The sequence below is a fragment of the Pseudomonas sp. TE3895 genome (assembly GCF_056278855.1).
Genome location: NZ_JBWBQE010000001.1, coordinates 5975477 through 5988119, shown reverse-complemented (window position 1 = coordinate 5988119; position 12643 = coordinate 5975477). Strand labels below are relative to the sequence as shown.

9 protein-coding genes are annotated in these 12643 nt (G+C 62.5%); 5 read left to right on the top strand and 4 right to left on the bottom strand.

Going from position 1 to position 12643, the window contains the following annotated elements:
* Positions 1 to 300: 300 nt before the first annotated feature.
* From pcaF to pcaC, 5 genes are all read left to right on the top strand, one after another.
* A complete protein-coding gene (gene pcaF / locus ACZ889_RS27075) occupies positions 301 to 1506 on the top strand; it encodes a 3-oxoadipyl-CoA thiolase (RefSeq protein ID WP_172830960.1) in 1206 nt (401 codons plus the stop codon).
* 187 nt (positions 1507 to 1693) lie between these two features.
* Positions 1694 to 2983, top strand: coding sequence for an MFS family transporter (locus tag ACZ889_RS27070; protein WP_180689307.1), 1290 nt, complete (start codon positions 1694 to 1696; stop codon positions 2981 to 2983).
* Between the two features lie 9 nt (positions 2984 to 2992).
* Complete coding sequence (locus ACZ889_RS27065; RefSeq protein ID WP_441253064.1) at positions 2993 to 4345, top strand: 3-carboxy-cis,cis-muconate cycloisomerase; 1353 nt, start codon at positions 2993 to 2995, stop codon at positions 4343 to 4345.
* 11 nt (positions 4346 to 4356) lie between these two features.
* Complete coding sequence (pcaD, locus tag ACZ889_RS27060) at positions 4357 to 5148, top strand: 3-oxoadipate enol-lactonase (RefSeq protein ID WP_108078100.1); 792 nt, start codon at positions 4357 to 4359, stop codon at positions 5146 to 5148.
* A gap of 10 nt (positions 5149 to 5158) precedes the next feature.
* Positions 5159 to 5551: a 4-carboxymuconolactone decarboxylase gene (gene pcaC, locus ACZ889_RS27055; protein ID WP_003251949.1), complete on the top strand. Its 393-nt coding sequence runs from the start codon at positions 5159 to 5161 to the stop codon at positions 5549 to 5551.
* A 53-nt stretch (positions 5552 to 5604) separates the two neighbouring features.
* On the opposite strand, the gene ACZ889_RS27050 is transcribed toward pcaC, so the two are convergent.
* The 4 genes from ACZ889_RS27050 to ttgB all read right to left on the bottom strand — a co-directional run bounded on the left by ACZ889_RS27050 (position 5605) and on the right by ttgB (position 12640).
* Positions 5605 to 6129 carry an Mpo1 family 2-hydroxy fatty acid dioxygenase gene (locus ACZ889_RS27050; RefSeq protein ID WP_003251951.1) on the bottom strand — a complete coding sequence of 175 codons (525 nt, stop codon included), beginning with the start codon at positions 6127 to 6129 and terminating at the stop codon, positions 5605 to 5607.
* A gap of 243 nt (positions 6130 to 6372) precedes the next feature.
* Entirely contained in the window at positions 6373 to 7629 is a 1257-nt protein-coding gene (locus tag ACZ889_RS27045) for an OprD family porin (RefSeq protein WP_014754361.1), read from the bottom strand.
* Between the two features lie 407 nt (positions 7630 to 8036).
* A complete protein-coding gene (locus tag ACZ889_RS27040; protein ID WP_003251955.1) occupies positions 8037 to 9491 on the bottom strand; it encodes an AdeC/AdeK/OprM family multidrug efflux complex outer membrane factor in 1455 nt (484 codons plus the stop codon).
* A complete protein-coding gene (gene ttgB, locus ACZ889_RS27035) occupies positions 9488 to 12640 on the bottom strand; it encodes a multidrug efflux RND transporter permease subunit TtgB (RefSeq protein WP_014754360.1) in 3153 nt (1050 codons plus the stop codon). Before ttgB ends, ACZ889_RS27040 begins: the two co-directional genes overlap by 4 nt.
* Positions 12641 to 12643 lie beyond the last annotated feature (3 nt).

Here is a 12643-nt window from a genome sequence, read left to right as displayed (position 1 = left end):
TTCGCAGCACAACGCCGCGCCGACTGGTGCGGCATTGTGCTGCGGATCAGGGCGCACAGCTGCCCTGTGGTGGGCGTGGGCAGTTGCGCAACAAATGGTTCGTTAATCGCACAAATAGTCGATTATCGGATTGTAAGGTGCCCACCAGTCTCCTTAATCTGGGTTCATCGAAGCACCCTGACCAGGAGCCTCCAAATGCCACGCGCAGACCATTTCCACACCCACCCCAATCGAGCCGTCCGCCATGCGTGACCTCGACGCCCGTACCGCCGCTGAGCATGGCCAGCTGGCAGGAGAAGCCTGATGCACGACGTATTCATCTGTGACGCCATCCGTACCCCGATCGGCCGCTTTGGCGGCGCCCTGGCCAGCGTGCGGGCCGACGACCTGGCAGCCGTGCCGCTGAAGGCGCTGATCGAGCGCAACCCTGGCGTGCAGTGGGACCAGGTAGACGAAGTGTTCTTCGGCTGCGCCAACCAGGCCGGTGAAGACAACCGCAACGTGGCCCGTATGGCACTGCTGCTGGCCGGCCTGCCGGAAAGCATCCCGGGCGTCACCTTGAACCGCCTGTGCGCGTCGGGTATGGATGCCATCGGCACCGCGTTCCGCGCCATCGCCAGCGGCGAGATGGAACTGGTGATTGCCGGTGGCGTCGAGTCGATGTCGCGCGCCCCGTTCGTCATGGGCAAGGCTGAAAGCGCCTATTCGCGCAACATGAAGCTGGAAGACACCACCATTGGCTGGCGTTTCATCAACCCGCTGATGAAGAGCCAGTACGGTGTGGATTCCATGCCGGAAACCGCCGACAACGTGGCCGACGACTATCAGGTTTCGCGTGCTGACCAGGACGCTTTCGCCCTGCGCAGCCAGCAGAAGGCTGCCGCTGCGCAGGCTGCCGGCTTCTTTGCCGAAGAAATTGTGCCGGTGCGTATCGCTCACAAGAAGGGCGAAATCATCGTCGAACGTGACGAACACCTGCGCCCGGAAACCACGCTGGAGGCGCTGACCAAGCTCAAACCGGTCAACGGCCCGGACAAGACGGTCACCGCCGGCAACGCCTCGGGCGTGAACGACGGTGCTGCGGCGATGATCCTGGCCTCGGCCGCAGCGGTGAAGAAACACGGCCTGACCCCGCGTGCCCGCGTTCTGGGCATGGCCAGCGGCGGCGTTGCGCCACGTGTCATGGGCATTGGCCCGGTGCCGGCGGTGCGCAAGCTGACCGAGCGTCTGGGGGTAGCGGTAAGCGATTTCGACGTGATCGAGCTTAACGAAGCGTTTGCCAGCCAAGGCCTGGCGGTGCTGCGTGAGCTGGGTGTGGCTGACGATGCGCCCCAGGTAAACCCTAATGGCGGTGCCATTGCCCTGGGCCACCCGCTGGGCATGAGCGGTGCACGCCTGGTACTGACTGCGTTGCACCAGCTGGAGAAGAGTGGCGGGCGTAAAGGCCTGGCGACCATGTGTGTGGGCGTTGGCCAAGGTCTGGCACTGGCCATCGAGCGGGTTTGACCTGTACCGGCCGCTTCGCGGGCAAGCCCGCTCTTACAGGGATCCACGCAATCACCTGTGGGAGCGGGCTTGCCCGCGAAGAGGCCTGTCCTGTGAGACACAAGGCCAATTGCCAGCCAGATAGCGGAACGAGTGTGTTACTAGGTATGTCTAGAACTACCTAGGACCCTCCAGGAGTAAACCCGTCATGACCTCAACCTATTACACCGGCGAAGAACGCAGCAAGCGCATTTTCGCTATTGTCGGTGCCTCATCAGGCAACCTGGTGGAATGGTTCGACTTCTACGTCTACGCCTTCTGCGCGATCTACTTCGCCCCGGCCTTCTTCCCCTCCGACGATCCCACCGTGCAGCTGTTGAACACGGCAGGTGTATTCGCCGCAGGCTTCCTGATGCGCCCCATTGGTGGCTGGATCTTCGGCCGCCTCGCCGACCGCCATGGTCGCAAGAACTCCCTGATGATCTCGGTGCTGATGATGTGCTTCGGCTCCCTGATGATCGCCTGCCTGCCCACCTATGCCAGCATCGGCACCTGGGCCCCGGCGCTGCTATTGCTGGCCCGCCTGATCCAGGGGCTGTCGGTAGGGGGCGAATACGGCACCACGGCCACCTACATGAGTGAAGTGGCACTGCGTGGGCAGCGCGGCTTCTTTGCTTCGTTCCAGTACGTCACCCTGATCGGCGGCCAGTTGCTGGCGGTCCTGGTCGTGGTGATCCTGCAACAGCTGCTGACTGAAGATGAACTGCGGGCGTGGGGCTGGCGCATTCCCTTCGTGGTGGGCGCCATCGCCGCCCTGATCTCGCTGATGCTGCGCCGTTCGCTGCACGAGACCAGTAGCGCCGAAGCCCGCAATGACAAGGATGCAGGTTCTATCGCAGGCCTGTTCCGCAATCACGCAGCGGCGTTCATCACGGTACTGGGCTACACCGCAGGTGGCTCGCTGATTTTCTATACTTTCACCACCTATATGCAGAAGTACCTGGTCAACACCGCGGGCATGACCGCCAAGAACGCCAGCTACGTGATGACCGGGGCGTTGTTCCTGTTCATGGTGGTGCAGCCGTTCTTCGGCATGCTGTCCGACCGTATCGGCCGGCGCAATTCGATGCTGCTGTTCGGCGGCCTCGGTACCCTGTGCACCGTGCCGCTGCTGATGGCGCTGAAAACCGTGACCAGCCCGATCATGGCCTTCGTGCTGATCAGCCTGGCCCTGTGTATCGTCAGTTTCTACACCTCGATCAGCGGTCTGGTGAAGGCTGAGATGTTCCCGCCGCAGGTGCGTGCACTGGGTGTTGGCCTGGCCTACGCGGTGGCCAACGCAGCATTCGGCGGTTCGGCCGAGTATGTGGCCCTGGGTCTGAAAACCCTGGGGATGGAAAACACTTTCTATTGGTACGTCACGGCGATGATGGCGATTGCCTTCCTGTTCAGCCTGCGCCTGCCGAAGCAGGCGGCGTACCTGCACCATGATGATTAAGGACGCTGCATGAGCAACCAACTGTTCGACGCCTATTTCACCGCGCCGGCCATGCGCGAGGTTTTCTCAGACCGAGGCCGCCTGCAGGGCATGCTGGATTTCGAAGCCGCGCTTGCCCGTGCCGAAGCCTCTGCCGGTTTGGTTCCGCACAGCGCGGTAGCGGCCATCGAGGCGGCATGCCAGGCCGAGCGCTATGACGTTGGCGCGCTGGCCAATGCCATCGCCACCGCGGGCAACTCGGCCATTCCGCTGGTGAAAGCGTTGGGCAAGGTGATCGCCACCGGCGTGCCTGAGGCTGAGCGCTATGTGCACCTTGGCGCCACCAGCCAGGATGCGATGGATACCGGTCTGGTTCTGCAGTTGCGCGATGCCCTCGATTTGATCGAGGCCGACCTCGGCAAGCTGGCCGATACCCTGTCGCAGCAGGCCTTGAAGCACGCCGATACGCCCTTGGTGGGTCGTACCTGGTTGCAACACGCCACCCCGGTGACCCTGGGCATGAAACTGGCCGGTGTACTGGGTGCTTTGACCCGCCACCGTCAGCGCCTGCAGGAACTGCGCCCGCGTCTGCTGGTCCTGCAGTTCGGCGGTGCCTCGGGTAGCCTGGCGGCCCTGGGCAGCAAGGCGATGCCGGTGGCCGAAGCACTGGCCGAACAGCTCAAGCTGTCCCTGCCCGAGCAGCCCTGGCACACCCAGCGCGACCGCTTGGTGGAGTTTGCCTCGGTACTGGGCCTGGTTGCCGGCAGCCTGGGCAAGTTCGGCCGTGATATCAGCTTGCTGATGCAAACCGAGGCGGGGGAGGTATTTGAGCCTTCTGCGCCGGGTAAGGGTGGTTCTTCGACCATGCCACACAAGCGCAACCCGGTGGGTGCCGCCGTGTTGATCGGTGCCGCGACCCGCGTGCCGGGCCTGCTGTCGACGCTGTTCGCAGCCATGCCTCAGGAACACGAACGCAGCCTGGGCCTATGGCATGCCGAGTGGGAAACCCTGCCGGATATCTGCTGCCTGGTCTCTGGCGCCCTGCGCCAGGCTCAAGTGATTGCCGAGGGCATGGAGGTGGATGCCGCGCGCATGCGCCGTAACCTCGACCTGACACAAGGCCTGGTGCTGGCCGAAGCGGTGAGCATCGTCCTCGCCCAGCGTCTGGGTCGCGACCGTGCCCACCACCTGCTGGAACAATGCTGCCAGCGCGCGGTGGCCGAACAGCGGCACCTGCGTGCCGTGCTGGGTGACGAGCCGCAGGTCAGCGCCGAGCTGTCTGGCGAAGAACTCGATCGTCTGCTCGACCCTGCCCATTACCTGGGCCAGGCCCGCGTCTGGGTGGCGCGCGCCGTGTCCGAACATCAACGTTTCACTGCCTGAAGGAGACCGCTGTGGCGCACTTGCAACTGGCTGATGGCGTTTTGAATTACCAGATCGATGGCCCGGATGACGCCCCGGTGCTGGTCCTGTCCAACTCGCTGGGTACCGACCTGGGCATGTGGGACACCCAGATTCCGCTCTGGAGCCAGCACTTCCGGGTGCTGCGCTATGACACCCGTGGTCACGGCGCATCGCTGGTCACTGAAGGCCCTTACAGCATCGAACAGCTGGGCCGCGACGTGCTGGCCCTGCTCGATGGCCTGGACATTCAAAAGGCTCACTTCGTCGGCCTGTCGATGGGAGGCCTGATCGGCCAGTGGCTGGGTATCCATGCAGGTGAGCGCCTGCACAGCCTGACCCTGTGCAACACGGCCGCCAAGATCGCCAACGACGAGGTGTGGAACACCCGTATCGACACGGTACTCAAAGGCGGCCAGCAGGCCATGATCGACCTGCGCGATGCCTCTATCGCCCGCTGGTTCACCCCGGGCTTTGCCCAGGCACAGGCGGAGCAGGCCCAGCGTATCTGCCAGATGCTGGCGCAAACCAGCCCGCAAGGCTACGCAGGCAACTGTGCAGCAGTACGTGACGCTGATTATCGTGAGCAACTGGGCCGTATCCAGGTGCCCGCGCTGATCGTTGCCGGTACGGAAGACGTGGTTACCACCCCTGAGCATGGCCGCTTCATGCAGGCCGGTATCCAAGGTGCCGAGTACGTCGACTTCCCGGCGGCGCACCTGTCCAATGTCGAGATTGGCGAGGCCTTCAGCCGCCGCGTGCTCGATTTCCTGCTGGCTCACTGAGGACAACGCCATGGACGAGAAACAACGTTACGACGCTGGCATGCAAGTGCGCCGCGCAGTGCTGGGTGATGCCCACGTGGACCGCAGCCTGGAGAAGCTCAACGACTTCAATGGCGAGTTCCAGGAAATGATCACCCGCCACGCCTGGGGTGACATCTGGACCCGCCCGGGGCTGCCGCGCCATACCCGCAGCCTGATCACCATCGCCATGCTGATTGGCATGAACCGCAACGACGAGCTGAAGCTGCACCTGCGTGCGGCGGCCAACAATGGTGTGACCCGCGACGAGATCAAGGAAGTGCTGATGCAGAGCGCGATCTACTGCGGCATTCCGGCGGCCAATGCCACGTTCCACATGGCTGAGTCGGTGTGGGATGAACTTGGCGTAGAGTCGCGCCAGTAAACCGTGTTCGCGGGCAAGCCCCCTGCAACAGGGCGCTTGCCCGCGAATGGCCTTTACACCGATGCCTTTTTTTGCCGCATGGCAATCGGGCCGGCGTTGGTTTCCACGGCGCGCTTCAGGGTCGGGCACAGGCCCAGCATGAACGCAGCTTCCGCCACCACGAACAGCGGCCCGATGATCAGGCCACTCACGTCGTCAACAAATGCCGGTTTGCGGCCTTCGTAGTAATGGCCGATGAACTGGATGATCCAGCCCACCACGAACGCTCCCAGCCCGGCGCCGAGCCATAGCGTTGTCGACTGTACTGCCAGCGCCTCACCGACCCACAGGCACAGGCCCAGCAACAGCCCCATCACCAGCCCGAAGCGCAGGTCCAGGCGCAAGTAGAACCACACAGACGCCGCCGCTGCCACCAGGGCAGGGGACAGCCACATGCCAGCTATCTCCCAGCCTGGGCGTGAAAGCAGGATGGTGACTGCCAGCACGATCATGGGGATGCCGACGAAGTGGGTGGCGATATTGCGCGGATCGCGGTGGTAGTTGGCGTATTGGCTCAGGTGGTCGACGAGGGTTTTCATTGTTGTGCCTCCCTGTTCTGCTTTGTTTCACCTGTACCTGATAGTGATCAGGATAGCCTGCAGTCACCACCATCATCAGCTCAGCGAATGGCGGCAGCGTGCACTGGCAAATTCATGGCAGGGATTTCATCAAGCTGTTGCAAATCATGCCTTCAAAAAAGGGGCATGGATTTTTATGGCTTCAGGTCATTTGAGGAGGCGTCTGGCCTCCTCGCGGGTTTATCCGCGAAGAGGCCAATTGAGTCACAGAAGATTCAGCGGATAACTCACAATCAAGCGGTTCTCATCGAACGCGTTGGTGCTGAAGTCGCGACGCATGGTCGAGTTGCGCCATTTCACCGACAGGTCCTTGAAGCTGCCCGACTGCACCACATAGGCCAGCTCTGTTTCCCGCGCCCATTCCTTGCCATCGTCCACGCTGCCCACGGTGACGTTGTCACCCTTGATATAGCGGTTCATCAGGGTCAGGCCGGGTACGCCGACGGTGGCAAAGTTGAAGTCATGGCGAACCTGCCAGGAACGCTCCTTGGCATTGTCGAAGCTTGAGTTGTAGCTGTCGTTGGCCAGGGTACCGCCACTGGTGCCATTGACCCGCATCCAGGCATCGTCGCCGCTGACCTTCTGCAGGCCAACGTAAAAGGTGTGGCCTTGGTAGCGCGCCGAAAGCAAGGCGGAGGCGGTGCGGTTGTCCAGCTTGCCGGCCCGTTCGGCGCCATCTTCCTTGCCGATGAAGTAGCCCAGGTTGGCGCCTAGCGTCCAGTCGCCCAGCGGCTGGCTGTGCGTCAGGTTGAGGTATTGCTGGCGGTAGATGTCCTTGAGCTGGGCATCCCACAGGCCGATCATGGTGCGCTTGTCGTTGAAGGTGTACTCACCGCCGCCGAAGTTGAAACGGTCGGAGGTGAAGGCGGCTTTGCCGTTGAGCGACATGTCTTCCATGCTGGCATCGTTGCGCGGGCTGTTGCCGCGGAACTGGCCGGCGTACAGGGTCAGGCCGGCGATTTCCTTGGAGGTCAGCTGGCCACCGCGGAAGGTTTGCGGCAGTGAGCGGCCATCGTCCGAACGCAGGATTGGCAGTACCGGCATCCATTCACCGACTTTGAGCTCGGTTTCGGACAGCTTGGCCTTCAGCGCCACACCCAGCCGACCAAAATCATCGGCCGGGCGGCCGTCGCCATGCACGGGCAGCAGGTGAGTGTTGGTGGTGCCTTTGCCGCCGTCGAGCTTGACCGAGTACAGGCCCAGTACGTCCACGCCGAAACCGACCGTGCCCTGGGTGAAACCGGAACGGGCATCGAGGATGAAGCTTTGTGTCCATTCCTCGGCCTTGCCCTGTGGGTGGGCCGGGTCGACGAAGTTGCGGTTGATGTAGAAGTTGCGCAGGTTGAGGGTGGCCTTGGCGTCCTCGATGAAACCACCTTCGTTGGCGGCGAATGCGGGGAGGGCGCAGGACATGGCCAACAGGCCAGGCAGCAGCTGACGTGCGGGTAGCGAAATGCTCATCTGTCGTGGATCTCTTGTTTTTATGGTCGAGCCGGTGCACTGCGGGATCGGGCCTGCAGGTGCGGGTGTTTTTGATGAACTTGGGTAACGTTGCGTGGGGGGATGGTGCGGGGTAGTGCGGGGGTGAGGCAATTCGCCGCAAACGGAACGGGGCGATAATCGAACGGAATGTTCCGTTTGGTTAATAACTCTCCTGGGGCGGCCTCTTCGCGGGTAAACCCGCTCCTACAACGGCTTGCGCCCAACCACCGTATGTGTCCGCCACACGATCCGTGTAGGAGCGGGTTCACCCGCGAATACGGTGGTGGCTGCGACGGTGAATCGCCAGGGGATACTGGCCGGCACAGGCAGTAAAAAAGCAAAGCCCACCGCTAAGGGTGGGCTTTCTACTTTTGTAACAAGGCCGATCAGCCTTTCGGTGTTTCCACCGATGCCTGCTGGTTGGCCTGCCCGGTCTGCTCGTACCAGCCACCGCCAAGCGCCTTGTACAGGTTGACCTCGCTGGTCAGCTGCGACAGGCGGTCGCCGATCAGCGCTTGCTGGGCACTGAACAGGTTGCGTTGGGCATCGAGGAAGGTCAGGTTGCTGTCAATCCCGATGCGGTAACGGCGTTCGGCCAAGCGGTAGTAGTCCTGGTTCGCCTGCACCAGGTCGCGCTGGGCCTGCAACTGCTCTTCGAAGGTCTTGCGTGCCGCCAGGCCATCGGAGACTTCCTGGAAGGCCGTCTGGATGGTTTTTTCGTACTTGGCGACGTTGATGTCCTTCTGGATTTTCGAGTAGTCCAGGCTGGCTTTCAGGCTACCGGCGTTGAAGATCGGCAGGTTGATCTGCGGCTGGAACAGCCAGGTGCCCTGGCCGCCCGCGAACAGGTGGCCCATGTCGGGGCTCAGGCTGCCGGCGTTCGCGGTCAGGCTGATGCTCGGGAAGAACGCTGCGCGGGCTGCACCAATGTTGGCGTTGGCAGCCTTGAGCAGGTGCTCGGCTTCCTGAATGTCCGGGCGACGCTGAAGGATATCCGATGGCAGGCCGGCCGGTACTTCGGCCAGTTGGTCGGCATCAAGCTCCAGCGGCTTGGCCAGGTCGGCAGGAATGCCGGTGCCCAGCAGCACGGTCAGGCTGTTGACGTCCTGGGCAACCAGGCGCTGGTACTGCGAGTACTTGACCCTGGCGCCTTCCACGGCGGTACGCGCCTGGCTGACGTCCAGGGCCGAGGCCACGCCGACTTCGTTGCTGCGACGGGTGAGGTTGTAGCTTTCCTCGTAGGTCTTCAGCGTTTCTTCGGTCAGCTTGAACAGGGCCTGGTCGGCCTGCCAGGTGTAGTAGGCGTTGGCCACGCTGGCGACCAGGGCAATTTGCGTGGAACGACGCGCCTGCTCGCTGGAGAGGTAGGTTTCCAGGGCCTGCTCGGTCAGGCTGCGCACGCGGCCGAACAGGTCCAGCTCGTAGGCGCTGACGCCCAAGGTGGCCGAGTACTGGCTGGTGATGCCAGATTCGCCCGTTTGCGACATGTTCGCCGGGACACGCTGGCGGCTGCCGCTGCCGGTGGCCGAAACCGCCGGGAACAGGTCGGCGCGCTGAATGCGGTATTGCGCACGGTAGGCGTCGAGGTTCAACGCCGCGACGCGCAGGTCGCGGTTATTGACCAGCGAGGTCTGGATCAGCTGTTGCAGCGCCGGGTCGTGGAAGAACTGGCGCCAGCCCTGTTCAGCAGCGGCAACATCCGCCGATTGCGTCGGCGAGTAAGCAGGGCCTTGCGGCCACTGCGCAGCCACCGGCGCCTCTGGGGTCTGGTAGTCAGGGATCAGCGAGCAGCCGCCAAGAATGAAAGCGGTTACCGCCAGGGACAACAAAGACTTGGTCATTGCCCAGCCTCATAACGTGGATTTTCAGGGGTGACGTCTTTTTCCGGCTCTTTGCTGCCGAACAGCGACGACACTGCGACGAAGAACAGTGGTACCCAGAAGATAGCCAGCACGGTCGCACTGATCATACCGCCGATCACGCCAGTACCGATGGCGTGCTGGCTGCCGGCGCCGGCGCCGCTGGCGATGGTCAACGGCACCACGCCCAGGATGAACGCCAGCGAGGTCATGATGATCGGGCGCAGACGCATGCGGCACGCTTCGATCGCTGCGTCGTACAGGCTACGGCCTTGTTCGTGCAGCTCCTTGGCGAATTCCACGATCAAAATGGCGTTTTTCGCCGCAAGACCGATGGTGGTCAACAGGCCAACCAGGAAGTACACGTCGTTGGACAGGCCGCGCAGGCTGGTGGCGATCAGCGCACCGATGATACCCAGCGGTACCACCAGCACCACAGCGATCGGAATCGACCAGCTTTCGTACAGGGCCGCCAGGCACAGGAACACGAACAGCACCGAGAGGGCGAACAGCGCCGGCATCTGCGAGCCGGAGAGTTTTTCCTCGTAGGACATGCCGGTCCAGGAGAAGCCGATACCGCTCGGCAGCTCGCCTGCAATGCGCTCGACCTCGGCCATGGCTTCACCGGTACTGTAACCAGGCGCCGGTGCACCGAGGATTTCCATCGCTTCGACACCGTTGTAACGCGACAGCTTCGGCGAACCGTAGGTCCATTCGCCTTTGGCGAAGGAGGAGAACGGCACCATCTCGCCTGCGCCGTTGCGCACGTACCATTTTTGCAGGTCTTCCGGGCTCATCCGCGCGCTTGGTTCGCCTTGGATGTACACCTTCTTGACCCGGCCACGGTCGATGAAGTCGTTGACGTAGCTGGCACCCAAGGCAATCGACAGGGTGTTGTTGATGTCGGCAATGGTCACGCCCAAGGCGCTGGCACGTTCGTCATCAATGGTCAGTTGGTACTGCGGTTCATCGTTCAGGCCGTTCGGGCGCACGGCGCTGAGGATCTTGCTCTGCGCAGCTTTGGCCAGGAACTGGTTGCGCGCCTCCATCAACTTCGCGTGGCCGACACCGCCGCGGTCCTGAAGGAACACGTCGAAGCCGGTGGCGTTACCCAGTTCAAGCACCGCTGGCGGGGCGAAGGCGAACACCATCGCATCGCGGAAGGTGAAGAAATGCTGCTGGGCGCGCTGGGCCAGGGCGAACACGCTGTTTTCCTTCGAGCGTTCATCCCAGGGTTTGAGCATGATGAAGGCCATGCCTGAGCTCTGGCCGCGGCCTGCGAAGTTGAAACCGTTGACCGTGAACACCGACGATACGGTATCGGCTTCGTCCTTGAGCAGGTATTCACGCATCTGGTCGACCACGACCTGCGTGCGCTCGGCACTGGAACCGGCCGGGGTCTGCACCTGAGCGAACAGTACGCCCTGGTCTTCTTCTGGCAGGAACGCGGTAGGGATGCGGGCGAACAGCCAGATCATGCCGACCACGATCAGCGCATAGGCCAGCAGGAATGGCACCTTGTTGCGCAGGATGGTGCCTACACTGCGCTCGTAGCCGTTGACGCTGCGGTCGAAGTTGCGGTTGAACCAGCCGAAGAAGCCGCCTTTGGCGGTGTGGTGCTCACCCTTCTTCAGCGGTTTGAGCATGGTTGCGCAGAGCGCCGGGGTGAAGATAAGCGCAACCAGTACCGACAGGCCCATGGCCGAGACGATGGTGATGGAGAACTGCCGGTAGATCACACCCGTGGAGCCGCCAAAGAACGCCATGGGCAGCAGTACGGCCGAGAGCACCAGGGCGATACCCACCAGGGCGCCCTGGATCTGTTCCATCGAGCGCTTGGTCGCTTCCTTGGGTGGCAAGCCTTCTTCGGACATGACCCGCTCGACGTTCTCCACCACGACGATGGCGTCGTCCACCAGCAAGCCGATGGCCAGGACCATGGCGAACATGGTCAGGGTGTTGATGCTGAAGCCCGCGGCGGCAAGGATACCGAAGGTACCCAGCAATACGACCGGTACGGTCATGGTGGTGATGATGGTGGCGCGGAAGTTCTGCAGGAACAGGTACATCACCAGGAACACCAGCACCACGGCTTCGATCAGGGTGTGGATCACGCCGCTGATCGATTCGGTGACCACGGGGGTGGTGTCATACGGGAATACCGCCTTGACCCCCGGCGGGAAGAACGGTTCCAGGCCTTTGATGGTCTCGCGCAGTGCCTTGGCGGTGTCCAGGGCGTTGGCGCCGGTTGCCAGTTTTACCGCCAGGCCGGAAGCCGGCTTGCCGTTGAACTGGGCGCTGACGGCGTAGTTTTCACCCCCCAGGCCTACTTGGGCGACGTCACCCAGGCGCACCTGTGAACCGTCTTTGTTGACCTTGAGCAGAATGCTCTCGAACTGCTCGGCGGTTTGCAGGCGGGTCTTGCCGATGATGGTGGCGTTCAGCTGGGTGCCCGGCAGGGCTGGCAGGCCGCCGAGCTGGCCGGAAGACACCTGCACGTTCTGTGCGGCCACAGCGGTCTTGACGTCGACCGGGGTCAGCTGGAACTTGTTCAGTTTGGCCGGATCGAGCCAGATACGCATGGCGTACTGCGCACCGAACACCTGGAAGTCACCCACACCGGCGGTACGCGAGATCGGGTCCTGCATGTTCGAGACGATGTAGTTGGCCAGGTCGTCCTTGGTCATGCTGCCGTCTTCGGAGACCAGACCAATCACCAGCAGGAAGTTCTTCACTGCTTTGGTGACGCGGATACCTTGCTGCTGCACTTCCTGCGGCAGCAGCGGGGTGGCCAGGTTCAGCTTGTTCTGTACCTGTACCTGCGCGGTGTCGGGGTTGGTGCCCTGTTCGAAGGTGGCGGTAATGGTCATGCTGCCGTCGGAGTTACTTTCCGACGACACATAACGCAGGTTGTCGATACCGTTGAGCTGCTGCTCGATCACCTGCACCACGGTGTCCTGCACGGTTTGCGCCGAGGCGCCCGGGTAGGTCACGGCGATGGCGATGGCCGGCGGCGCGATACTGGGGTACTGGTTGATCGGCAGCTTCAGGATAGACAAGGCCCCGACCAGCATGATCACCAAGGCGATCACCCAGGCGAAGATCGGGCGATCGATAAAGAACTTCGACATGGT

What these genes read in the sequence shown, in the direction of transcription:
- ACZ889_RS27070 (WP_180689307.1), top strand. Translation starts at nt 1,694, where the DNA reads ATGACCTCAACCTATTACACCGGCGAAGAACGCAGCAAGCGCATTTTC.
- ACZ889_RS27065 (WP_441253064.1), top strand. Translation starts at nt 2,993, where the DNA reads ATGAGCAACCAACTGTTCGACGCCTATTTCACCGCGCCGGCCATGCGC.
- pcaC (WP_003251949.1), top strand. Translation starts at nt 5,159, where the DNA reads ATGGACGAGAAACAACGTTACGACGCTGGCATGCAAGTGCGCCGCGCA.
- ACZ889_RS27050 (WP_003251951.1), bottom strand. Translation starts at nt 6,129, where the DNA reads ATGAAAACCCTCGTCGACCACCTGAGCCAATACGCCAACTACCACCGC.
- ACZ889_RS27045 (WP_014754361.1), bottom strand. Translation starts at nt 7,629, where the DNA reads ATGAGCATTTCGCTACCCGCACGTCAGCTGCTGCCTGGCCTGTTGGCC.
- ACZ889_RS27040 (WP_003251955.1), bottom strand. Translation starts at nt 9,491, where the DNA reads ATGACCAAGTCTTTGTTGTCCCTGGCGGTAACCGCTTTCATTCTTGGC.
- ttgB (WP_014754360.1), bottom strand. Translation starts at nt 12,640, where the DNA reads ATGTCGAAGTTCTTTATCGATCGCCCGATCTTCGCCTGGGTGATCGCC.